Origin of the sequence: Halomonas sp. E19, assembly GCF_052439355.1 — a bacterium.
Taxonomy (GTDB): Bacteria; Pseudomonadota; Gammaproteobacteria; order Pseudomonadales; family Halomonadaceae; genus Halomonas.
This window is the reverse complement of record NZ_JBNFWU010000001.1, coordinates 1,085,557-1,107,072: the sequence shown is the minus strand read 5'-3', so window position 1 is coordinate 1,107,072 and position 21,516 is coordinate 1,085,557. Positions and strand designations below refer to the sequence as shown.

Sequence of the window (21,516 nt, the reverse complement as noted above, 5' to 3'; positions counted from 1 at the left end):
AACGTAGCCAATCAGGAAAGGCTGTCAACTAAGTGGGTGTCCTTTATTTAACTAATAGAGACGCCAACGACATTATTAGGCTCTGTATTTTCAGCACCACCGGGAACAAAAAGGTAAGTAGCAGTAGCATTGAACCTTGACTTAAAAGAATAGCCGTACTTCTCCAAAAAGGCAGATATTCGTTTAAAGCTATCCAGGGTGGCCGCCTCTACGTAGATAATAGGATGAAAGCGATTTATAGAAGCAGCGGCTCCTCCAGAACCTCCATTTCCATACCTTCTACGTCTATCTTAATCAAATCAACACCACTATTTTTAGTGTTTAAGAAGTCATCAACAGTTATGACATTGATAGTGCCTTCTGGGGACACATCAATTGTAGTCATACCAATATTGTCTTCGTTATAGTAAGAAATCCTAGCTTTTCCCGCTTTATTCCCCACACCACAATTATTACAGATAATTTTTTCGCTTAAATTATTAGCATCCACATTAGACTTTAACACTTGAAAAGTTTCGTGATGAGGCTCGAAAGAAAAACCTTTGAAGCATCACTAAAAAGTCCGAAATAAATGGAATGATTCCCAATATTTGCTCCTATATCAAGGACCACTCCATTTGCTGGAACTCTACTACGTGCATCTTCCAGCATACCCACTTCATAGAAAGTTTTATTATATTTTATTATATTTTGAATATGATCGTTTTTATTTGGCAGAATTAAACTTACTTTCCTATGCGAATATTCGAAATGACATGCCTCTTTCTGCAAAGACGTCATATTAGACCATTCTTTTCCAAAATGCTTCAGCATCTCTGAAAACTGCTGGTCGTTAGCCCCACCATTTATATTCGTATACCAAAGTGGCAATGAATTATTACTAGGCCACTCAGTTAAAATAAAGTCATATGTAGATCGCTTAGCTTTTGCACCATTTAGTAAAGCCATCCAATACAGCCAAATATCATCAGCGCTTGAGCATAGCTGCATAAACTGACTTTCGTCAACCACGTCTTTATGAAAAACCCCAGGGGATATAGTACACCAGCACATCCTGTTGGAACAATCAGCCCATCAGCAGGCTCCTCTGGCCCCACTTGCCATTTCCATTGCTTATAAGGCAGCGGATGACCTTTTTCATCCAAGCGTATCTTGTGGGCTCTATGCGCCATGACTGACTTATACTCACTATCCCAGCTCTCTATTAACCCTTTGAGCCAGTTAGGCTCATAGTAGATATCATCGTCGGCGGTAACAATAAAGCTGTCCGGATGCTCGCGCAGCGTCGGTACAATCTTCTTGTATGAACGAATATCTTCACAAAAACGAATACTCAGGCCGTATTTTTTCAGCTCCAAGACAGATGGCGGCAATGCGCCTTTTTCTTCTTCGGCTATCCAAAGAATAATATGATCCGGCCACATTTCTTGCAGCAGCAGGCTACGCAATGTGAGGTGCAAATTATCAAAGCGCGCCTTATAGGATGTTAACGAAACAACCAACTCGCCAGGAAGCGTATGATTCGCTAATTTTTTCTTAAGAGGCACATTCTCCAAATAAGCCATCACATCCTGAATACTGGAAAACTTGGTGCGCGGATGCTTCTGGTCAAGGGTTTTTCTCACCCTGTTTTCTGAATCAAAATGCAGGCGTGTCTCCAATTTCGGCCAAATATCAGTAACTTCGACTTTTGTTACCCAACTATACGCCTCCTTTCCTTCAAAGAAACAATTAGAATAAAAACCATCTTTTTCCAAAACACCTTCAAGGTTAACTCCACTTTTATGCTTAGCTGAATAAATCGGTGGAAAAATTTCATAACGAGAAAAATACTTTTTAGCTCTTGCATCTTTCTCCACATTAAACAAATACTCAAAACTGGTATGTGTATATTTATAAGGCACATTATCATCATAAATGATATGTTTAAACCCTTTTTCTATTGCTTGCTTTAGGCGAGGAAGTTTATTTTGATGATCATCAAAGAAAACAACAGCCCTATCCCTCTTTCCTTCAGGAATATGAATATCAATATTAGAAAAGTCTTGCCAAGTATACTCTGCCTCTCTTGTCCTATACTCAGGGGTAAATACTGATTGATTTAAAAACTGCCTACTTGCAAGTATAGGGTCACTACAGACAATTTTGGCATTTGGCACTGCCTTTTGAATAACCCACGTAGAAAAACCACGCCAAGTACCGCATTCAACAACCAGTTCTGGTGCTGGATTCATTTCTTTCAAAAAATAATATAACGCAAAGGCCCCTTGACACGCAAGCCCGTTAGAATTATCAAACGGCCTAGCCTCCCATATTGCTTCCCATTCTCTTGCCAACTCAATTAACTTATGCTTGTCAATTTTCGCTTTCATGTTAAAGAAACTCAATTTTTTCAAATAAATTGTTTATACCAGATGCTCAATTAAAAAAATACAGCTTACAAATTATTTTCAATTTATAAGAAAATCCCTAGGCCCAGAAATATCTACGGTAATGTAAGATTTCGTATACTCATGTACATTCGGCGCTTTTATAAGCGTCGCCACATCTTTTATTAGCCCAACGCCGGGTGCCTCAACATATCCCTCCGCAACTAAGTATCCTTTTGATATATTTTCAGCCACCTCCGTCAATATTTTATATGCCATATCCTTAATCCCATACACAATATGCAGCAAAAACGCCATCTTAATCTTCTGCTCGTCACTCAATACTGCTACTCGCTCAAAAGTACGGATAAATACGGCGTCAGCATAAACTAGCTCAGTGCCCAGCTGATTCTCTTCAGGGATACTTTCGGACAGATGGCTACGATATTGTTCATTATTCAGGCGGTAGAAACGGAACCCATTCCTACTTGCCCAGTGCTGCAACTCCGCCAGGTTCGGCTGCCGCTCATGCGTCGACTGAAACGCGACCTTCGCCTGTATCAATAGCGTGTTCTTCAGCGTTTCATGACCGTGCTCCAGCACTTTCATTGCATCGTGCAGGTCATCCAGCACCAGCATATCCACGCTGGGCAGCCCTTCGATATCGTCTAGCCGCACGGTGTTGATGGGCAATTCTGCCAGCACCTTGAGCTTGTCACGCATATACTCGGGCTGCTGCTCTTCGGGCAGCGGCTTGAGCGTGCTGCCTTTTTCGGCATCCAGCGTGGCGTAGAGGGTCGCCGGTTGGCCGTCACCGAGCAAGGCATGCGGGTAGTGGTGTAGTTCGCCAAACTGCTGAAGTTCTTCTACTCGCTTGTTGGTCAGGCTTGCTGGATCGAAGCAGATGACGGCCAGGCTCCCGCTGGCCATCCACTTCGAATAGTCCGGGTCTCTGGGCAGTACGGCAGCGTTATCAATGATGGTGATGGGTCCATCAAACTGCCATTCGAAGGCCTCGCTCTCGGCTTCATCCGTGCTTCGAGCTTCAGGAAGCTTGATTATTTGTTTGTCATCTTCAAACCAAAACTCACCTTCCTTATTGAAGGTAAGCGCTTCCGGTGCCTTGCCTTCGCAGTAGCGCACCCAGATGGCGCGGAGGGCGTTGTTGAAGTGGTTCGCGAAGCGTGGGGCGTCACACACCGGGGAGTAGTACAGGATGGTGCGAAGCCCGGCACGGATTACCGCCAGGTTGGGCAGATCGTTTGCGAGCTCGAGAACACGCTGGCGGTATTCGTCCCAGCTGCTGGTTACTAGCTCTGGCAGCCCGACATTAATTAAGTGTGTGGCACTGTGGCGGCCGGCAAATGTTGGCCCAGGAAGCGTAACGACAGGAACGCCCATCAGCATGGCCTCACAGGTGGTCAAGCCACCGGAGTATGGCCAGCTGTCCAGAGCAATATCGATGCGTTGGTATGTTTCCAAAAACTCAGCGTGCTTGGTGGGGCCTTCTAGGATGACTCTATACTCTTCAATACCCTGCTGGGCCAAGATGTCGTGAATCCACTGGCAAAAGTCACCACTTTCATACTGTGCACCGCGCAGTAGCAAACGGCTTTCCGGCAGCTCATGCATCAGTTTGGCCCACTCGGCCAATAGTTTTTCACCGATTTTTGCCGGATTGTTCAAGCAGCCCAGAGTGATATATCCATTCTTGACTGCTGGAAGTGCGGTAGTACTTGGCGCGTAAGGGCATGGCATGTAGCAAATATAGTCGTCAGGTAGGCGGATCAATTTTTCTGTGTACTGATCATCCACCCCCTCAGGTGTTTCTATTGAGTCCGAAAATAGGTAGTCAATGCTGTCAACACCCATGGTGTTGACCAGGCCGCCTACCCACTTGATGCAGATGGGTGCCGGTCGCATTGAGATTGCCTGTAAGCAACTGCCGTCCCCATGGCCTGATAGGTCGATCAATATATCTATGTTGTCATCACGAATCTGGTGCGCTAGAGCTTCCTGGCTCAGGTGACGCACAGGACGCCACACTCTGGTGGCCTCACGAATCTTGCGAGTGACATAATCGTCATGATCATTGGTGGAATAGACGTAATAGTGAATATCGTGCCGGCTATGCTCTAGAGCCGTGGCGATCATCTGGCCCACAGGGTGAATGCGAAACCCGGAAGAAATCAAGCCAACACGCAACGGCTTGGCCGGGTCGCGGCGGTTAACTGGCGCTGGCAGGGCAGGCTTAGCAAAGCGCTTATCCCAGCCCTTGGCAAAGTCAATAATCTCTTGCTGAGTCACTTCGGGGTTGTAGTGCTTGGCGAAGAATATGTTGGAGTAGGCCATGACATAGTCAGGCTCTTCATTCAGAGCTTTTTGATAGTAAAATTCTGACAGCTCATACCGGCCTATGTCTTTGTAGAGATTTCCTAAATTGTTATGAACAGGTGCACTTTCTGGATATTCCTGCTCCAAATTAAGGTAGATCTCCAGCGCTTCGCTAAAGTACTTTGTTTGATATAGCAATGCTCCTAACAGTACGCGAGAGCGAAAGTCATCGTACCCAAGATCCAGCGCCTTTTTGGCATGCTCCAGCGCTTGACAATGCTGACCGGCAGATTGAAGCATTTCGGCCAACCTATACTGAGCCGGCGCATAGTCAGGCTGAAGCTCCACAGCGCGGGTTTGATAACGCACCGCCTGGTCGTTGTCGCCCTGCTGATAGTAGACCGCTGCCAGGCTGGTGAGAGAGAGGGATCTGTACCGTTGAGCTCAACCGAACGATGCAAATGTTCCAGTGCCTCGTCGACCCGACTATCTTCGAGAAGGGTGGTGCCGAGCGCTTTCCAGGCAAAGGCACTCTGCGGATAACGCTGGGTCAGCTCCTGTGCGGCTTCTTTGGCCTCTCTCAAGCGCCTGGCATCATAAAGACCCATAAAACGCTTGACCTCGTCACGTGGCACTCCCAGGTCCGCATGGCACTGTGTCCGCTGGGATGACGGGCCGCTGTGCTTCATTGATTTCTTGTGCGCCGGCTTCTTCTGGCGCGCTTTCTTCGTGGCCATGGGACCCTCATAGATACAGTTGAGCAGGGATGCGCGATTGGGACCAATCTAGCAACTCTTGGAAAGAGCAAAGACGAAAAAACCCGGGCATAAGCCCGGGTTATCTAGTCTTTGGAACCTAGGCGGCGCTTAGCCCAGCAGTGAAAGCACGCTCTGCGGGCTCTGGTTTGCCTGGGCTAGAATGGAAGTTCCCGCCTGTTCGAGAATCTGGGCTCGTGTCATATTGGAAACTTCTACTGCGTAATCAGCATCTTGTATACGCGAGCGGGCCGCCTGCAGGTTGGTCGAGGTAGTCTCAATGTTATCCAGCGCGGTCTCGAAGCGGTTCTGCATTGCACCCAGGTTGCTGCGGGCTTGGTCGACAGCAGCCAATCGGTCATCCAACGCGGCTAGTGCGCTGGTTTGCAGTACATCAAAGCCAAGGGCATCCTTTTGACGAGCAACGCCACCAACATTGCCAAGCTGACCTGTCCCCGTACCCGCAGCCACAAAGCCATTCGTACCAGCTCCGGTAGCATGCATATTCCAGCCGCCACCCGTTGATAAACTTCCATTAGCTGCAGCAGCACTAATTTTTATATCAATAGTCTGATTATCTTTTGAGCCGACCTGAATGCTAAAGTTAGTAGCAGTAGTTGCTGCAAAGAGATTGCGTCCATTGAACTGAGTTTGGCTTGTTACCCGATCAATTTCTGCCAGCCGCTCGTTAACTTCCTCTTGAATGGAGTCGATATCCTGAGCGGTATTGGTATCGTTCTGGGCCTGAACGGTCAGCTCACGGATACGCTGCAGGTTGTCGTTGATCTGGTCCAGGGCGCCTTCCGCGGTCTGAGCCAGGGAAATACCATCGTTGGCATTGCGTGCCGCCTGATTCAGGCCGGTGACAGTGCTGGTCATGCGATTGGCGATGGCCTGGCCGGCAGCGTCGTCCTTGGCACCGTTGATGCGCAGGCCGGAGGAGAGGCGTTCCTGCGCTTGCTGCAGGGCTGACTGAGCGCCTTTAAGGTTATTCTGCCCGATCAGGGCTGTAATGTTGGTGTTAATGACTGACATATTCAACCTCCAAAATTCTGGGTACCCAGTTGCTTACTTTATTAACGGAAGGCCGCCGCGATACTTTAGGACTATAGCTCGAAAAATGCGGCGCTTGCGTTAATCATGGCGGTCCATTGACTTAATAGACCGCCTCATCCGTTTAACCCAGCAGCGAGAGCACACTCTGCGGGCTCTGGTTGGCTTGGGCCAGGATGGAAGTTCCCGCCTGTTCGAGAATCTGGGCCCGAGTCATATTAGAGACCTCGACTGCGTAGTCGGCATCTTGGATGCGCGAGCGAGCCGCTTGCAGATTAGTTGAGGTGGTCTCGATATTGTCTAGGGCAGTTTCAAAACGGTTCTGCATGGCGCCCAAGTTGCTACGCGCTTGGTCAACGGCGGCCAAGCGTGTATCAAGTATAGCCAACGCTGTGCTAGTACCTCCACTGCGCTGAAGCACATCGAATCCAAAGGTAGACACACCACGTGTATCGCCTGCTGCCAGATTTCCTTGAGTTCCTGCAGTACCACCACTGGTATACATATTCCAACCAGCAGCTGAGGTAGCGGCACCCGCCCCTGTAGACTGCTTGATGTTAATACTAATTGTTTCGCCATCCTTGGAACCTACCTGGATGTTAAAGGTAGAGGATGCTGTAGCAGAGAATAGATTGCGTCCGTTGAATTGGGTTTGGGAAGTGACTCGATCAATTTCTTCCAGACGCTGGTTGACTTCCTCTTGGATGGAGTCGATGTCTTGAGCAGTGTTGGTATCGTTCTGGGCCTGAACGGTCAGCTCACGGATGCGCTGCAGGTTGTCATTGATCTGGTCCAGGGCGCCTTCCGCGGTCTGGGCCAGGGAAATCCCGTCATTGGCGTTGCGTGCCGCCTGGTTCAGACCGGTGACGGTGCTGGTCATACGGTTGGCGATGGCCTGGCCGGCAGCGTCGTCCTTGGCGCCGTTGATGCGCAGGCCAGAGGAGAGGCGTTCCTGCGCCTGTTGCAGGGCTGATTGGGCGCCTTTGAGGTTATTCTGCCCGATCAGGGCGGTAATATTGGTATTGATCACTGACATGAGATCATTCCTTCTTCGTTGAGGGCTCCATTGGCTTCCCCAAGCCATGCACCGGCGGGGCAAGCCGCAACGGCGCCGTTGGCCGTTACTCTCTATAACGGCCGTCCTGCAAAAGACTTTAGGTTCCCAGCTACAAAAATTTCCTTCGCTGCCCCATGCGAAACACCCCCGGTATCGCTACCGGGGGTGTTTGCTTTTTTGTTCGCAGGCACAGCCATTATTTTCGGCGGCTCATTTGAGCGTTGAGCATGTCCAGTTGTTGGGTCAGGTAGGAGCCCACGGAGCTCATCTGTGCAATCATACTATCGAGCTGCCCAAACTGTTTGCGATAACGCTCCATGGTGCGTTCGATGCTGGTCTCCATACGCTTAAAGCGCGTTTCCAGGCTCTCCATCCGGGCCTCAGATCCTTTTACTGCGCTTTGGATCATGCCGTCATTGCTATTGAGTGCCCGGTCCAGAGTGGCTCCTAGCCGGCCTGCCATGCCTGCCTGCTCATCGGCTCCGGCAAAGAAATCTGCCAGCGCCTGTGGGTTCTCAGCTATAACGTCGTTCAACTTAGTTGTATCCAGCTCCAACCGTCCGTCTGCCTTCAACGAGATTCCCACCTGCGACATCAGCGACAGTTTGCCGCCCAAGACCCTGTCGCTCAAGTTGCGACTGAGGCTTGTTTCGATGGTGCGCACAGTACGATCCCCCACCAACTCCCCGGCAGCTTCCCCCACCCCTGGGTCATGCGCCCAAGCGTAGATTTGAGCTTGTTAAAGGTATCGACAAAACCCTTGACGGCCTCGCGAATAGACTCTTCATCTTTCTCTACAATAAGGCTACGGGTCTCATTCTGCAGCCCCGGCCCCAAGTTCAGCGTAACGCCCTGAATTGCATCTTTTACTGTATTGGTGGAACTGGTGATACCAATGCCATTGATGGTGAGGCTGGCATCCAGACCTTTCTGCAGGGTGCCCTGATCCTCATCTAGCGTCACATCAGCAGCCAGACCCGAGAACTCCATCTTGGTAATGCCGGCATCTACGCCGGTTTCACGCGAAGAGAGCACCAGACGATGTTCCGAGCCATCAAAGATGATCGAGGCGTTTACACCCGCTTCGGCATCGGCATTGACGGCATCACGAATCCCTTCAAGAGTCGCACCTTGCGCCAGTGCAATCTCCTTGGTGCCGCCACCGAAGGTCAGCGTAAGCTTTGCATCGGTGGCATCGGCAGCGATTACCGTCTTGTCACGACCGGTGACTCCGGTACTGGCCAAGCTGCCGGTCTGCGCCGTATTGTTGATGACGACCTTATAGTTGCCAGGGCTGGCTTGCGCGCTGGCGGTTGCGGTCATGCCTTCTCCACCCTGCACGCTGGCCTTCAGGCCCTCGTACAGCGAGCTGCCATTGAGCTTTTTCACGGCATCTTGCAGCTCACTGAGCCCAGAGCGCAGTCGCCCATAGGCCGATATCTTCGCCTGCTCCTGGGTTTTTTGCTGGGCAATCGGCTGGAGCTTCTGGCGTTCGGCGGAACGAAGCTGATCCAGCAGCCCGCTGAGATCCAGGCCTGAGCCAACGCCGAGTGAGGAGATGGATGCCATATTGTTCGCTTCCCTGGGTGGCAAAGACTAAAGATTATTACGTCTATCGGCTGCGGCGCAGAGAACTTTAGGGCTTTAGACAATTTTCTCTCAGCAGGCCACCTCCTGCGGTTAGCCACGCTACGAGACTCACTCAGAGTGGAAACTCAGCGCGCATGAATGATCACCTCGACCCGGCGGTTCTGCGCACGCCCTTCCGCGCTGTCGTTGCCGGCCAGCGGGCGGGTATCGGCCAGGCCCACGGCACGCAGGCGCTGCGGCTCCACCCCGGCCCGCTCCAGCGCGTGCACGATGGCGATGGCGCGGGCGCTGGAGAGCACCCAGTTGGAGGGGAACTCGGCGGTCTGGATGGGGCGGCTGTCGGTGTGGCCTTCCACCGCCACTTCGCCGTCGTGGCGCTGGATCACCGCCACCAGCCGCTGGATCAGCGTTTCGCCGGCGTCGGTCAGTTCGGCCGCGGCAGTGGGGAACAGCAGCCGGTCTTCCACCCGCAGCTTGATGCCTTCGGCCACCCGCGATACCTCCACCCCTTCCAGGTCCGGCAGGTAGGGCGCTTCGGCCAGGCGTTCGCCCAGCGCGTGGTGCAGCGCTTCGGCGGCCTGAATGGCGCCGGGCTCTAGCTCGCGTACCCGCGCCGGGGGTGGTCGGTGAGGATCAGCATGAACGGCGCCTGGGGTTCGGGCAGCGCGGCGTCGCGGTCGATCAGCGGCTGGGGCAGCGGTTGAGGCTGTGATTCGAGCTGGGGCGGCAAGGCGGCCTGGATCGGCATGGAAGCCGGCAGCGCCTGTGCCAGCAGCGGCGGCGGCGTGCGCTGCGCCAGCAGCTGCAAAGGGCCGGGAGGCGTGAAGGCAGTGGGCGGCGTGCCCAGCGGCAAGGCCGTGCGGCGCGGCAGCCCAGCCACCCCCAGCGCGGCGGATATGGCCCTGGGGCTAAGCCCGGCCGGGGCGGGTGGCGGCACGGCAGGCCGGGCCAGCAGCAGCGCGCTGGGTGCCGGCACGCCCAGCAGCGGCCCGAGCGGCGCGGGCACGGGCGCCTCGGCGGCGCGCCCAAGCTGGGAGAGCGTGAAGATGAGCACCAGCAGGGCCACCATTAGCGTCATGATGTCGAGGTAGCCGATCATCCAGCCCTCGTGTTCATCGCCGTGGTGGGGGCGTCCAGGCTTTCATGGCGCATGGGGCCGCGGTGGTAGCCGCCGCCCCGGGAGCCGTTGGTGGTCATTCAGGCGCCGCCGTAATGGAAAGGTGGGCCAAGCCTCAACCGCCCCTGCCGGGCGCCGAAACGGGGAAAAGCGCCCGGTTGTGGCGGCTTCACGCCGGGTGCGGGGCCTGCTGGTCGCGCTGCGCCAGGTAGGCGCCGGCGAACTGCTCCGCCGCGACGGGCCGGCCGGTCAGGAAGCCCTGCACCAGGTCGATGCCGTGGCGCTCCAGGGCGCGGTGCTGCACCTCGGTTTCCACGCTGATGGCCACTACTTTCAGCTCCAGTTCATGGGCCAGGCCGGCCACCGCCGCCACCACCGCTGCGGCGCCGCGCTGGCCGCCTTCGAGCCGCTGCACGAAGCGCCGGTCGATCTTGAGCGCGGTGACGGGCAGCTCCTGCAGGTAGCTCAGCGCGGCGTGGGCGCTGCCGAAGTCGTCGATGGTGATGGGCCCGCCCAGCTGGCGCAGCCGCTTGAGGGTTTCGGTGGCCTGTCGCGGCTTCTCCATCAGCGCCTTTTCCGAAAGTTCGAAGCCGAGCAGCCCGGGCGGCAGCCCGTGGGCCTTCAGGGCGTCTTCGATGCGCTGGGGAAGCGCGCTGTTGTAGAGCTGACGGGCCGTCAGGTTGATGCTGACCGGCACCGGGTCGACGCCGGCGACACGCCAGCGGCTGAGCTGCTCGCACACTAGGGTGAGGATTCGCTCTTCCAGCCGCGGCATGAGCCCGGCGCGTTCGGCCAGGGCGATGGCGCTGTCGGGGGCGACTTCGCCCAGCAGCGGGTGCTGCCAGCGCAGCAGGGCCTCTGCCCCATACAAGGTGCCGCTTTCGCGCTCGAACAGCGGTTGGTAGACGATATGCAGGCCTTCGCCGGTGTCGATGGCGTGGCGCAGCGCAGTTTCCATAGCGCGCTGGCGGTCGTCCTGCAGGTTCATGTCGTTGCGGTAGAGCCGGTAGCCGTTACGGCCATCCTGCTTGGCCCGGTACATGGCCATGTCGGCGTTGCGCACCAGGACTTCGGCAGCCACGGCATCGTCGGGGTAGAGGCTGATGCCCACGCTGCAGCCGATATGGTATTCGCGCCCTTCCAGCACGCAGGGCTCGGCCACGGCGTCGACCAGCCGGCGGGCAATGCGGGTCACCTCCTCGACCTCTTCGAGATCGGGCAGCAGCACCAGGAATTCGTCGCCGCCCAGGCGCGCCAGGGTGTCGTCTTCGCGCAGCCGGGACTGCAGCCGCTCCGCGATCAGCACCAACAGCTCGTCGCCGGTGGCATGGCCGAGGCTGTCGTTGATCTGCTTGAAATGGTCGAGGTCGAGGAACAGCACCGCCAGGCGCGACTGGTTGCGATGGGCGTGGCGAATGGCCAGCTCCAGGCGATCTTCCAGCAGGCGGCGGTTGGGCAGACCGGTGAGCGGATCGTAGTAGGCCAGCTTGCGAATGCGCTCTTCGTTCTCGCGGATATGGGTGATGTCGCTGAACAGCGCCGCGTAGTGCGAAACCTGCCCGGTCTCGTCGGTAATGGCCGAGATGGTCAGCAGCTCCAGGTAGAGCTCGCCGCTCTTGCGCCGGTTCCATATCTCGCCGCGCCAGTAGCCGCAGCTCTTCAGCGCCTGCCACATCTCGCGGTAGAAGGCGCCGTCGTGGCGGCCGGACGAGAGGATTTCCGGCGTCTTGCCGATGACCTCTTCCGCGGTGTACCCGGTCATGTGGGTGAAGGCAGGGTTGACGAATTCGATGCGGTTGCGCGGGTCGGTGATGATGATGCCTTCCAGCGAGGTGTCGATGACGCGCTCGGCCAGGCGCAGGTTCTCGCGCGATTGCGCCAAGGCCTGGTCGCGCTGCTGCAGGGCCTCGCGCAGGTCCTGCATGTAGAGGTGCTCGGCCCCGGCCAGCAGGTCGCGGAAACCGAGCAGCCCTACCACTTCGCCGGCCTCGTTGACCACCGCCAGGTGGCGTACCCGATGCTGTACCAGCAGGTCACGAGCCGCGATCAGGCTGTCGTTGTCGCGCACCGTCAGCAGCGGGCGGCTGGCCAGCTCGCCGATGGGCATGTCGCCGGGGTGGCGCGCCACGAAGCGCACCAGGTCGCGCTCGGTAAGGATGCCGAGCGTGCCGTCGGCGCAGCGCACCACCGCGGCGTCGCTGTCGGCTAGGTGCATGGTCTGGGCCGCCTCGGAGAGACGCTTGTCGCCGGGCAGCACCAGCGCCCTGGGGCGCATCGCGGCCTGCACCTCGCGCAGCCGCAGGTAGGGTTCTAGCCCCTGGTTCAGCGCCACGTCGGTTTGCGTGAGAATGCCGACCGGGGCGCCGTGAGAATCGACCACCAGGAAGTGGCGCCGCCCTTCGGCGCTGAAGCGAATCGCCGCTTCGTTGAGGGAGGTGCCCATTGGCAGAGTGGCGACGGGGCGGCTCATCACCCGCTCGATGGCCGTGGTCGAGGCGGCGGGATCGGAGAAATCGATCGCCAGGGCATCGCGCTCGGTCCAGATGCCCTGGGCCATGCCGGCTTTCATCACCAGGATGGAGCTGCAGCGGCGCTGCGCCATGCGCCGGGCCGCCTCGCACAGCGGGGTGTCGGGCTCGCAGGTCAGCAGCCCGGCCTGCATGATGCGCTCGATGGGTAGTTCCTGGTTCATGGGACCTCTCTGCCGCCAATGGGCATCACGCCCTGCCATCGCCGACACCCTGCGTCGGCGCTCTTGCCCGGACAGACCCATGCGACCCTGCGCCCGATTAGATCGCCAATCTCTTATTTTCCGTCCGCCGCCATCATAGCCGATCATGCTGCGCTGCCGTCAACGCGGCTTATGGTTGCCGCCACGGTGCTAAAGTCACGCTTTGCGCTGCCGATAGGAACTTTGGGACAGGCCCGCTCGGCCTGCGATCCCGTTGCGCCGCCATGGGCCTCAACAAGGAAAACACCCTATGACTTCGCCACTTACCGATGCCACCAGCACGCTGCCCAGCTCCGCCCTGCACGACCTCACGCCTCGCCAGCGCAAGGAGAGCGTGCTGGCCTCGCTGCCCACCGCCGGCAGCATGCTGTCGCAGGCGGAAAGCCATGCCCAGGCGCCCAGCCAGGCCGACCTGGTCGAGCCGATCCAGCGCGTCAACGAGGTACTGCGCCAGTACGGCGTGGAGTTCGAACTGAACGACGACCCTTCGCGCGTCGTCACGCGGATCATCGACCGCGAGACCGGCGACGTGCTGCGCCAGATTCCCGCCGAGGAAGTGCTGGCCATTGCCGAGCGGCTGGAAGAGCTGAACGGGCGGCTGGTCGACCTGAAGGTCTAGCCTGCCCTGGCCCCGCGGCTCAAACCTGCATGTTCATCACGTCGCGGTAGGCCGTGACCAGGCGGTTGCGCACCTGCAGCCCCATCTGGAAGGCGACGCTGGCCTTTTGCATGTCGACCATGACGTCGTTGAGTTCGACGTTGGGGTCGCCGGCTTGAAAGGCCATGGCCTTGGCGCTGGACGCCTGCTGCAGGCGGTTGATGCGCTGGATCGAGGCGTGCAGTTCACCGGCGAAGCCGCCCTGCCCCACCTGGGTGGCAACCAGCGGGCCCTTGGCAGCCTGGCCGCCGGCCTGGGCGGCCATGACCTGCATTTGCGCAAGCGCGGATTGGATGGCGGGTGAACTCATGCAAGACGCTCCCTGGGAGTCTGGGCGATAAGCGCAAGGCTACCAGCTTCCCTTCCTTCGCCAAGCCCTCAATTGGCCTCTAAAAAACAGGCTTTTCCTGCCTTTGCCCTCGACACGGGCTCGCATAATAGCGTCGATCAAAGTCACGCCCCGCAGAGGGCGGTCGCAACGCAGTGTACGGAAGCTGTCAATGCCCTCTTCTCGCAACAGGTTATACGCTGCCGGCAGTGCTCACCCCAGGGGGTGCGCATGAGCGCCGGCGCCACCCAGGAGCCCGCCGCAGCCCAGCCGGCCCCATCGCCCGTGGCGCGCCTTCAGGCACAGCTGCGCGGCAATCCGCTGATCGGCGTTCTGATCGGCACCGCCGCCCTGGTCGCCCTCGTGGCCGCCGTGCTGATGTGGGGCCGTGCGCCGGAATATCGTGTGCTCTACAGCAACCTGACCGAGGCCGACGGCGGACGCATCATCAGCGAGCTCGACAGCCGCGGCGTGCCCTACCGCTTCAGCGGCGGCGGCACCACGCTGATGGTGCCGGGCGACGCGGTGCACAGCCTGCGCCTGCAGCTGGCCGAACAGGGCCTGCCGCGAGGCGGCAACGTGGGCTTCGAGCTGATGGACAGCCAGGCCTTCGGGGTCAGCCAGTTCGCCGAACAGGTCAACTTCCAGCGCGGACTGGAGGGCGAACTGTCGCGCTCCATCGAGTCGCTCGGGCCGGTATCGCGGGCCCGCGTGCACCTGGCCATGGCGCGCTCTTCCGTTTTCGTGCGCGACCGCGAGCCGGCCAAGGCGTCGATCATCGTCACGCTGGAGCCCGGCAGGGTAATGGGCGACGGCCAGGTCAATGCGATCGTGCACATGGTTTCCAGCAGCGTGCCTGACCTGGCGGCGGAAAACGTCACGGTGGTGGACCAGAACGGGCGCCTGCTGTCGATGCCGCAAGCCAACGGGCGCGACCTGGACGGCACCCAGCTCGACTACATCGCCGAGGTGGAGCGCTCGTTCCAGCGCCGCATCGAAAACATCCTGGCCCCGCTGCTGGGTCACGAGAACGTGCGCGCCCAGGTGGCCGCGCAGATCGACTTCTCCCGCCGCGAAGAGACCTCCGAGCGCTTCGGCCCCAACCAGCCGCCCAACCAGGCGGCGGTGCGCAGCCTGCAGTCCAGCGTTTCCTATAGCGGTGGCGATGACCTCGCGCTGGGCATTCCCGGCGCGCTGAGCAACACCCCGCCGGGCGTGGCGCCCTCTCCCATCAACAACCCCAACCCCGAGGACGGCGAAGCAGAGGGCGAGGAAGGCGAGACGACCGAGCAGGTGCCGGCGTCGCTGAGCAGCCTGCGCCAGGACGGCATCACCAACTTCGAGGTCGACCGCAACATCGAGCACATCCAGCACCGCCAGGGCCAGGTGGTACGCCTCTCCGCCGCGGTGGTGGTCGACTACCGCGAGGAGCGCGACGCAGAGGGCGTGGTACGCCGCGTACCCTGAACGCCGCGGAAGTCGCCCAGATCGAGCGCCTGGTGCGCCAGGCCATCGGCTTCTCGGTTGCGCGCGGCGACGAGATCGCCGTGGTCAACAGCCCCTTCAGCCGCACCATCGAAGAGGTCGAAGTGCTGGAGTGGTGGCAAGAGCCGGAAATGCACGAACTGGCGACCACCGTGGTGCGTTACTTCTTGATCGCGCTGGGCGTGCTGCTCGGCTACCTGCTGGTGCTGCGTCCGTTGATCAAGCGCCACACTCGAGGCGCCGCTGCCGGCTACGCTGCAGAGCCCCGCCCTGCGCGTGCAGATCGGCGACGACAGCGAGGAAGGCCGCAGCGGCGAGCCGACCCTGGCCGATGACGACGCCAGCCGCACCTATCCCAAGCCGAAGCGGCAGCGCAAGTCGTCTGCCTATGAAGATCATCTTGCCGAACTGCGCGAGATGGCCCAGGAAGATCCGCGCATGATCGCCATGATCGTCCGCAGCTGGATGAACAAACCATGAGTACTGCCAACGCCATGAACGGCACGCGCCGCAGCGCCATCCTGATGCTGGCGCTCGACGAGGACAGCGCGGCAGAGGTGTTCAAGTATCTGCCGCCCAAGGAGATCCAGCAGCTCAGCATGGAGATGGCCGAGCTGGACCAGGTCTCCCACGAGGAGATGCGCCAGGTGCTGCAGGAGTTCCACCGCGAGACCGAGGAGTTCATCGCGCTGAACCTCAACTCCAGCGACCACATCCGCTCGGTGCTGACCAAGGCGCTGGGCAGCGAGCGCGCCACCAGCCTGATCGAGGACATCCTCGAGAGCCAGAGCAGCAGCAGCGGCATCGATTCGCTGAACCTGATGGAAGCCTCGATGGTGGCTGACCTGATCCGCGACGAGCATCCGCAGATCATCGCCACCATCCTTGTGCACCTGGAGCGCCACCAGGCCGCCGACATCCTCGAGCTGTTCGACGACAAGCTGCGCAACGACGTGGTGCTGCGCATCGCCACCTTCAGCGGCGTGCAGCCCGCCGCCCTGCAGGAGCTGACCGAGGTGCTCTCGGGCATGCTCGATGGCCAGAACCTCAAGCGCAGCAAGATGGGCGGCGTGAGAACCGCCGCCGAGATCCTCAACCTGATGAACTCCTCGCTGGAAGAAACCGCCATCGAGACGGTGCGCGCCCACAGCGAGGACCTGGCCCAGAAGATCATCGACGAGATGTTCCTGTTCGAGAACCTCATGGACCTGGACGACCGCAGCATCCAGATGGTGCTCAAGGAGATCGACACCAACTCGCTGGTGGTGGCGCTCAAGGGCGCGCCGGAGGCGCTCATGGAGAAATTCCTGCGCAACATGTCGCGGCGCGCCGCCGACCTCATGCGCGAGGACATGGAGGCCCGCGGGCCAATCCGCGTTTCCCAGGTGGAAGCCGAGCAAAAGGCCGTGCTCCAGGTGGTACGCCGCCTCGCCGACTCCGGCGAGATTGTGCTGAGCGGTGGAGACGACACCTATGTCTGAGAACGGCCCTTGGTCTGAGCACGGCCCTTCCCCCACCGGTCGCCAGGACGCCTGGCAGCGCTGGAGCATGGCCGAGCTGCGCCAGGAGCTGCCGGGTGCCGCGACAGCGCCCCGCGACCGGGCCGAGGAGCTTCGCCGCAAGGAAGCCTTCCGCCGCCAGGCCGAGCTGAAAGCGCTGCGCGAACAGGTGCTGCGCGAGGCCCGCGAAGAGGGCTACCAGGCGGGCTTTGCCGAAGGCAAGCAGGCGGGCCATGTCGAGGGGCTGGCGGAAGGACGCCAGCAGGCGCAGCGGGAGCTGCAGCAGCGCATCGCCACGGAGCTGGCACCGCTGGCACCGCTGGCCGGCGCCTTTTCCGAGGCGCTGGCCTCGCTGGACGAAGCGCTGGGCAACGACTTGGTGGAGCTGGCCTTGGCCACCGGCCAGCAGCTGGCCGGGGAGGCGCTGAAGGCGCGCCCGCGCCAGGTGCTGGTGCTGATTCGCGCCCTGCTGCACACCGAGCCGCCGCTGACCGGCCAGCAGCGCCTGTGGCTGCATCCGCTCGACCTCAAGCTGGTGGAGGAACACCTGGGTCACGAGCTGCAAGCGGCCGGCTGGAAACTGCAGCCCGACGACCAGATCAGCCGTGGCGGCTGCCGCGTGACCAGCGCCAGCGGCGAGCTCGACGCCACCTGGGAGAGCCGCTGGGAGGCGGTAACGGCGCAGGTACGCCGTCGCCGCGCCAGCGCTTCCCAGGACGATGGCTAAAAAAACGACCTTAGAAAAAACGCTGGCTTCTAAAAAAGCTGGCTTCTGAAAAACGCAGGCTCAAGAAGGAAACAGGCTTCATGACCGAGACGGTAGCCCAGGCCGCCAACCCGCACCAGGCTCGCTGGCAGCAGACGCTGCGGCGCGTGCGTGGGCGCGTGGCGAGCGTGCCCGGCTATCGCGCCAGCGGGCGCGTACTGCGTGCCACCGGCATGGTGATCGAGGCGGTGGGGCTGCGGGTGGCGCTGGGCAATGCCTGCCGCATCGAGCTGCCGACCGCCGGCGCCCACGAGCCGCCGCGCTTTGCCGAGGCCGAGGTGGTGGGCTTCTCCGGCGAACGCCTGTTCCTGATGCCGCTCACCGAAATCTCTGGCTTGATGCCGGGCGCCCGGGTTTACCCGCTGGGCGACGGTCCCGATCACGCCGCGCGCCGCTTCCCGCTCGGCGATTCGCTGCTGGGGCGCGTGGTGGACGGCAACGGCGAGCCGCTCGACGGGCTCGGTCCGCTCGATACCGCGCCGCGCGCACCGCTTGCCACCCCGCCGCTCAACCCGCTTTCGCGCGCCCCCATCAACGAGCAGATCGACGTCGGCATCCGTGCCATCAACGCCCTGCTCAGCGTCGGCCGCGGCCAGCGCATGGGGCTGTTCGCCGGCTCCGGCGTGGGCAAGTCGGTGCTGCTGGGCATGATGGCGCGCTACACCCTGGCCGACGTGATCGTGGTGGGCCTGATCGGCGAGCGCGGCCGCGAGGTGCAGGACTTCATCGACAACATCCTTGGCCCCGAGGGGCGGCGGCGCGCCGTGGTAGTGGCGGCCCCCGCCGACACCTCGCCGCTGCAGCGGCTGCAGGGCGCTGCCTATGCCACGCGGCTGGCGGAAGGCTTTCGCGACGACGGCAAGAACGTACTGCTGATCATGGATTCGCTGACCCGCTACGCCATGGCCCAGCGCGAAATCGCCCTGGCCATCGGCGAGCCGCCGGCCACCAAGGGCTATCCACCTTCGGTGTTCGCCAAGCTGCCTAGCCTGGTCGAACGGGCCGGCAACGCCGAGCGCGGCCGCGGCTCGATCACCGCCTTCTATACCGTACTCACCGAAGGCGACGATCAGCAGGACCCGATTGCCGACTCGGCCCGCGCCATCCTCGACGGCCATATCGTGCTGTCGCGCAGCCTGGCGGAGGCGGGCCACTACCCCGCCATCGACATCGAGGCCTCGATCAGCCGCGTGATGACCCACATCATCGACGACGCGCAGCTGAGCATGAGCCAGATGTTCAAGCGACTCTTTTCACGCTATCAGCGCAACCGCGACCTGATCAGCGTCGGCGCCTACAGCCCGGGGCACGACCCGCTGCTCGACGAGGCCGTGCAGCGCTACCCGCTGCTGGAGCAGTTCCTGCAGCAGGGCATACAGGAAAGCGCCTCGGTGGAGGCGTCACGACAGGTTCTCATCCAGACCCTAGGAGTCAGGCCATGAGTGCAACGTCACAACTCGCCATGCTGTGTGAACTCGCCCGCGACGCCCGCGACCAGGCCGGCCAGGCCCTTGCCGGCGCCCGCCAGAGCGAGAGCCAGGTGGCGGCGCAGCTGGAATCGCTCAACCGCTATCGCCTGGAATACGCCGAGCGGCTGCAGCACGCCATGCGCGACGGCATCGACCCGGCCAGCATGCACAACTACCACCAGTTCCTCGCCTCGCTGGACGCGGCGCTGGCACGCGCGCGCGAGGCCCTGAACGCTCAGCAGCAGCGCGTGCAGCAAAGCCGCCAGCAGTGGCAGGAAGAACAGAAGCGCCTGTCTGCCTTCGATACCCTGTCGACGCGCCGCAGCGCCGAGCTGCTGCGCCAGGAAGGGCGACGCGAACAGCGCATCAGCGACGAGATGGCCGCCGGGCGCCTGCTGCGCCAGCGCAGCGGGCAGACGCCGTGAACCGGCTCAGGAGACCTTCATGAACATCGAGCTGTTGTTGAGCCACCTGCCGACGCCGAACCGAAGCGGGCCGATGGCGGAGCGTGGCGCCCCCAGGCGCCCTTCGCCCAGGCCATGGCCCACGCCGGGCAACGCCCGGCTATGGCCGATGCGCCCCTGGCTGCCGGCTTCGCCCCGGGCGAGGGCCTGCCTCCCGCTCTGGCGCAGCAAATGGTGCCCACGGCGCCCTGGCTACCAGCGCTCACTGCCGGCTCGAACCAGCTCGCAGCTGGACTGGACGCGCCGGTGGCCGTGCCCGATGCCGAGCTAGAGGGCATCATGGCGCGCCTCGCCTTGATCGAAGGCACACACGAATGGACGCCGCCGGACGCCGTCCAGGCGGCGCACAGCGCAACGCCGGAAACCACCCTGGCGACAGCGATGGCGCAGCCCGGGATGGCGGCCGCGGTGCCGCTTACCCCAACGGCGCCAGCCACAGCAGCCGAGCCTGCCGTGGCCGCCAGGCTGGCGGCCACGCCGGCCGTCGGCGAAGCGCACCCGCATGGCAGTGCCACGCCGCTTCATACGACTCTGGGCGGCCAGCCCCAGCCGCCGGCAAGCCTTGCCGGCCAGGTGCAAGCGCCAGCCGCCCCGGCGGCTGACAGCGCCGGGCGCGCCAGCTTGGCGGCTTCTGCCGCCGCCGCTTCCCGCGGCGGCGCCGCCAACCGTACAGCAGAAGCCTTCACCCCGGCTGCCGCCCCGCCGGCCAGGAGCTACCCACGCCCTTAGCCGCACAAGAGGCAGGCCGCCCCTGGCGGGCGCCGAGCCGCTGGTGCCGGGCCTGGGTGCCCAGGCGCCGGGGCCGACCTCGGCGGCACCCGCCCAGGCCAGCCTGCCGGCACCGATCCAAAGCCCGGCCTGGCCGGGCCAGCTGAACCAGCAGCTGGTGCAGTTCGCGCGCATGGGCGGCGAGCAGCGGGTAGAAATGCAGCTGAACCCGGCCGAGCTCGGGCCGCTCTCGGTCACGCTCAAGATGACCGAACAGGGTGCCCAGGCCCAGTTCCTCTCGGCGCATGCCCAGGTTCGCCAGGTGCTGGAACAAGCCATTCCGCAGCTGCGCGAGGCGCTTGCCGAACAGGGTATCACCCTGGCCGAGTCTTCCGTTGGCGAGCAGCGCCAGCCGCAGGGGCAGGCCTTTGCCGAGCATCAAGCCGGCAGGCCGGGTGCCACGGTAGGCGATGCCGTTGAAGATGGCGCCAACGGGAGTGAGCAGGCGGTCACCGAGGGCGCACCGGTCGGTATTTCGCTGGACGGTCGGGTGAACCTCTACGCCTGATGCTCACCCTCTACGCCTGACACACACTCTCTACGCCTGGGACAAACAGCCAAGATAGGCCCTTTCGCGCGGCCTGTTCCCCCTTCGGGAGACGTGCGAATTGCGATACTGACGCTCCCATGGCGGGACCCAACTTCACGAAGGCAAGGCAATGGCGAAATCGACCGGCGGCTCCTCCAAGCTCTTGTGGCTGATGATCATCCTGGTGCTGCTCTCAACCGCAGCGGCGGGCGCAGCCATCTACCTGGTCATGAATGATCGCGACGGCTCGGCACAGGGCAACCTGCAGGGGCAGCAGCTGCAGCGCCAGGCGCCCATCTTCGTCAAGATCGACCCGTTCACGGTCAACCTGGCCGACGACAACTTCGGTTCGCGGCTGCTCTACCTGGGCCTGTCGCTGAAGGTCGGCGACAAGGAGACGCAGGACATCCTGCAGGAACACATGCCCCAGGTTCGCAGCCGGCTGCTGATGCTGCTTTCCGGCAAGCAGGCCGCGGAGCTCACTTCCCCGACGGCAAGCGCCGCCTGGGCGAGGAAATCACTGCCGTCATCTCCGATCCCCTGA

23 protein-coding genes are annotated in these 21,516 nt (G+C 60.7%); 11 read left to right on the top strand and 12 right to left on the bottom strand.

All coding sequences use genetic code 11. The features are described 5' to 3' along the window. Nucleotides 1–235: 235 nt before the first annotated feature. From ACUDAL_RS05900 to ACUDAL_RS05850, 11 genes are all read right to left on the bottom strand, one after another. Nucleotides 236–505: an FkbM family methyltransferase gene (locus ACUDAL_RS05900; RefSeq protein WP_444677468.1), complete on the bottom strand. Its 270-nt coding sequence runs from the start codon at nucleotides 503–505 to the stop codon at nucleotides 236–238. Next, the gene (locus ACUDAL_RS05895) at nucleotides 499–948 is read right to left on the bottom strand and encodes a hypothetical protein (protein ID WP_444677467.1); all 450 of its coding nucleotides are present in this window, start codon (nucleotides 946–948) and stop codon (nucleotides 499–501) included. The genes ACUDAL_RS05900 and ACUDAL_RS05895 overlap by 7 nt, the downstream gene beginning before the upstream one ends. Further along, the gene (locus tag ACUDAL_RS05890) at nucleotides 936–2,372 is read right to left on the bottom strand and encodes a hypothetical protein (protein ID WP_444677466.1); all 1,437 of its coding nucleotides are present in this window, start codon (nucleotides 2,370–2,372) and stop codon (nucleotides 936–938) included. Before ACUDAL_RS05890 ends, ACUDAL_RS05895 begins: the two co-directional genes overlap by 13 nt. A gap of 78 nt (nucleotides 2,373–2,450) precedes the next feature. After that, the gene (locus ACUDAL_RS05885) at nucleotides 2,451–5,003 is read right to left on the bottom strand and encodes an O-linked N-acetylglucosamine transferase, SPINDLY family protein (protein WP_444677465.1); all 2,553 of its coding nucleotides are present in this window, start codon (nucleotides 5,001–5,003) and stop codon (nucleotides 2,451–2,453) included. A 566-nt stretch (nucleotides 5,004–5,569) separates the two neighbouring features. After that, nucleotides 5,570–6,493: a flagellin N-terminal helical domain-containing protein gene (locus ACUDAL_RS05880; RefSeq protein WP_444677464.1), complete on the bottom strand. Its 924-nt coding sequence runs from the start codon at nucleotides 6,491–6,493 to the stop codon at nucleotides 5,570–5,572. Nucleotides 6,494–6,635: 142 nt separating this feature from the next. Further along, nucleotides 6,636–7,547, bottom strand: coding sequence for a flagellin N-terminal helical domain-containing protein (locus ACUDAL_RS05875; protein ID WP_444677463.1), 912 nt, complete (start codon nucleotides 7,545–7,547; stop codon nucleotides 6,636–6,638). A 217-nt stretch (nucleotides 7,548–7,764) separates the two neighbouring features. Continuing rightward, on the bottom strand, nucleotides 7,765–8,232 hold the full coding sequence (gene fliD, locus ACUDAL_RS05870) for a flagellar filament capping protein FliD (protein ID WP_444677462.1): 468 nt from the start codon (nucleotides 8,230–8,232) through the stop codon (nucleotides 7,765–7,767). Beyond that, a complete protein-coding gene (fliD, locus tag ACUDAL_RS05865; protein ID WP_444677461.1) occupies nucleotides 8,196–9,137 on the bottom strand; it encodes a flagellar filament capping protein FliD in 942 nt (313 codons plus the stop codon). The genes fliD (ACUDAL_RS05870) and fliD (ACUDAL_RS05865) overlap by 37 nt, the downstream gene beginning before the upstream one ends. A 146-nt stretch (nucleotides 9,138–9,283) precedes the next feature. After that, nucleotides 9,284–9,649 (bottom strand): OmpA/MotB family protein, encoded by a 366-nt coding sequence (locus tag ACUDAL_RS05860; protein ID WP_444677460.1) that lies wholly within the window; start codon nucleotides 9,647–9,649, stop codon nucleotides 9,284–9,286. A 104-nt stretch (nucleotides 9,650–9,753) separates the two neighbouring features. After that, complete coding sequence (locus ACUDAL_RS05855) at nucleotides 9,754–10,257, bottom strand: hypothetical protein (RefSeq protein ID WP_444677459.1); 504 nt, start codon at nucleotides 10,255–10,257, stop codon at nucleotides 9,754–9,756. A gap of 187 nt (nucleotides 10,258–10,444) precedes the next feature. Then, complete coding sequence (locus ACUDAL_RS05850; RefSeq protein ID WP_444677458.1) at nucleotides 10,445–12,967, bottom strand: EAL domain-containing protein; 2,523 nt, start codon at nucleotides 12,965–12,967, stop codon at nucleotides 10,445–10,447. A gap of 289 nt (nucleotides 12,968–13,256) precedes the next feature. Between ACUDAL_RS05850 and ACUDAL_RS05845 the strand changes: the two genes are divergently transcribed. Continuing rightward, the gene (locus ACUDAL_RS05845; RefSeq protein WP_444677457.1) at nucleotides 13,257–13,625 is read left to right on the top strand and encodes a flagellar protein FlaG; all 369 of its coding nucleotides are present in this window, start codon (nucleotides 13,257–13,259) and stop codon (nucleotides 13,623–13,625) included. A gap of 19 nt (nucleotides 13,626–13,644) precedes the next feature. Here the strand turns inward: ACUDAL_RS05845 and fliE are convergent, their stop codons facing one another. Beyond that, nucleotides 13,645–13,974 (bottom strand): flagellar hook-basal body complex protein FliE, encoded by a 330-nt coding sequence (gene fliE / locus ACUDAL_RS05840; RefSeq protein ID WP_444677456.1) that lies wholly within the window; start codon nucleotides 13,972–13,974, stop codon nucleotides 13,645–13,647. A 249-nt stretch (nucleotides 13,975–14,223) separates the two neighbouring features. On the opposite strand from fliE, the gene fliF reads away from it, so the two are divergent. From fliF to ACUDAL_RS05790, 10 genes are all read left to right on the top strand, one after another. Continuing rightward, the gene (gene fliF / locus ACUDAL_RS05835; RefSeq protein WP_444677455.1) at nucleotides 14,224–15,459 is read left to right on the top strand and encodes a flagellar basal-body MS-ring/collar protein FliF; all 1,236 of its coding nucleotides are present in this window, start codon (nucleotides 14,224–14,226) and stop codon (nucleotides 15,457–15,459) included. Between the two features lie 32 nt (nucleotides 15,460–15,491). Then, a complete protein-coding gene (locus tag ACUDAL_RS05830; RefSeq protein WP_444677454.1) occupies nucleotides 15,492–15,812 on the top strand; it encodes a hypothetical protein in 321 nt (106 codons plus the stop codon). Continuing rightward, nucleotides 15,754–15,957 (top strand): hypothetical protein, encoded by a 204-nt coding sequence (locus ACUDAL_RS05825; protein WP_444677453.1) that lies wholly within the window; start codon nucleotides 15,754–15,756, stop codon nucleotides 15,955–15,957. The genes ACUDAL_RS05830 and ACUDAL_RS05825 overlap by 59 nt, the downstream gene beginning before the upstream one ends. After that, nucleotides 15,954–16,958 carry a flagellar motor switch protein FliG gene (gene fliG, locus ACUDAL_RS05820; protein ID WP_444677452.1) on the top strand — a complete coding sequence of 335 codons (1,005 nt, stop codon included), beginning with the start codon at nucleotides 15,954–15,956 and terminating at the stop codon, nucleotides 16,956–16,958. The genes ACUDAL_RS05825 and fliG overlap by 4 nt, the downstream gene beginning before the upstream one ends. Continuing rightward, nucleotides 16,951–17,703 (top strand): flagellar assembly protein FliH, encoded by a 753-nt coding sequence (locus ACUDAL_RS05815; protein WP_444677451.1) that lies wholly within the window; start codon nucleotides 16,951–16,953, stop codon nucleotides 17,701–17,703. Before fliG ends, ACUDAL_RS05815 begins: the two co-directional genes overlap by 8 nt. An 80-nt stretch (nucleotides 17,704–17,783) precedes the next feature. Beyond that, complete coding sequence (fliI, locus tag ACUDAL_RS05810; RefSeq protein WP_444677450.1) at nucleotides 17,784–19,184, top strand: flagellar protein export ATPase FliI; 1,401 nt, start codon at nucleotides 17,784–17,786, stop codon at nucleotides 19,182–19,184. After that, a complete protein-coding gene (fliJ, locus tag ACUDAL_RS05805) occupies nucleotides 19,181–19,636 on the top strand; it encodes a flagellar export protein FliJ (protein WP_444677449.1) in 456 nt (151 codons plus the stop codon). Before fliI ends, fliJ begins: the two co-directional genes overlap by 4 nt. A gap of 141 nt (nucleotides 19,637–19,777) precedes the next feature. Then, the gene (locus ACUDAL_RS05800; RefSeq protein WP_444677448.1) at nucleotides 19,778–20,404 is read left to right on the top strand and encodes a hypothetical protein; all 627 of its coding nucleotides are present in this window, start codon (nucleotides 19,778–19,780) and stop codon (nucleotides 20,402–20,404) included. 43 nt (nucleotides 20,405–20,447) lie between these two features. Next, nucleotides 20,448–20,951 carry a flagellar hook-length control protein FliK gene (locus ACUDAL_RS05795; protein ID WP_444677447.1) on the top strand — a complete coding sequence of 168 codons (504 nt, stop codon included), beginning with the start codon at nucleotides 20,448–20,450 and terminating at the stop codon, nucleotides 20,949–20,951. A 151-nt stretch (nucleotides 20,952–21,102) separates the two neighbouring features. Then, complete coding sequence (locus ACUDAL_RS05790; protein WP_444677446.1) at nucleotides 21,103–21,516, top strand: flagellar basal body-associated FliL family protein; 414 nt, start codon at nucleotides 21,103–21,105, stop codon at nucleotides 21,514–21,516.

Excerpts from the sequence above, each read along its gene's own strand:
- ACUDAL_RS05895 (WP_444677467.1), bottom strand. The coding sequence starts at position 948 with ATGGCTTTACTAAATGGTGCAAAAGCTAAGCGATCTACATATGACTTT.
- ACUDAL_RS05890 (WP_444677466.1), bottom strand. The coding sequence starts at position 2,372 with ATGAAAGCGAAAATTGACAAGCATAAGTTAATTGAGTTGGCAAGAGAA.
- ACUDAL_RS05885 (WP_444677465.1), bottom strand. The coding sequence starts at position 5,003 with ATGCTTCAATCTGCCGGTCAGCATTGTCAAGCGCTGGAGCATGCCAAA.
- ACUDAL_RS05880 (WP_444677464.1), bottom strand. The coding sequence starts at position 6,493 with ATGTCAGTCATTAACACCAACATTACAGCCCTGATCGGGCAGAATAAC.
- ACUDAL_RS05875 (WP_444677463.1), bottom strand. The coding sequence starts at position 7,547 with ATGTCAGTGATCAATACCAATATTACCGCCCTGATCGGGCAGAATAAC.
- fliD (WP_444677461.1), bottom strand. The coding sequence starts at position 9,137 with ATGGCATCCATCTCCTCACTCGGCGTTGGCTCAGGCCTGGATCTCAGC.
- ACUDAL_RS05855 (WP_444677459.1), bottom strand. The coding sequence starts at position 10,257 with ATGATCGGCTACCTCGACATCATGACGCTAATGGTGGCCCTGCTGGTG.
- ACUDAL_RS05850 (WP_444677458.1), bottom strand. The coding sequence starts at position 12,967 with ATGAACCAGGAACTACCCATCGAGCGCATCATGCAGGCCGGGCTGCTG.
- ACUDAL_RS05845 (WP_444677457.1), top strand. The coding sequence starts at position 13,257 with ATGACTTCGCCACTTACCGATGCCACCAGCACGCTGCCCAGCTCCGCC.
- fliE (WP_444677456.1), bottom strand. The coding sequence starts at position 13,974 with ATGAGTTCACCCGCCATCCAATCCGCGCTTGCGCAAATGCAGGTCATG.
- fliF (WP_444677455.1), top strand. The coding sequence starts at position 14,224 with ATGAGCGCCGGCGCCACCCAGGAGCCCGCCGCAGCCCAGCCGGCCCCA.
- fliG (WP_444677452.1), top strand. The coding sequence starts at position 15,954 with ATGAGTACTGCCAACGCCATGAACGGCACGCGCCGCAGCGCCATCCTG.
- ACUDAL_RS05815 (WP_444677451.1), top strand. The coding sequence starts at position 16,951 with ATGTCTGAGAACGGCCCTTGGTCTGAGCACGGCCCTTCCCCCACCGGT.
- fliI (WP_444677450.1), top strand. The coding sequence starts at position 17,784 with ATGACCGAGACGGTAGCCCAGGCCGCCAACCCGCACCAGGCTCGCTGG.
- fliJ (WP_444677449.1), top strand. The coding sequence starts at position 19,181 with ATGAGTGCAACGTCACAACTCGCCATGCTGTGTGAACTCGCCCGCGAC.
- ACUDAL_RS05800 (WP_444677448.1), top strand. The coding sequence starts at position 19,778 with ATGGCCGATGCGCCCCTGGCTGCCGGCTTCGCCCCGGGCGAGGGCCTG.
- ACUDAL_RS05790 (WP_444677446.1), top strand. The coding sequence starts at position 21,103 with ATGGCGAAATCGACCGGCGGCTCCTCCAAGCTCTTGTGGCTGATGATC.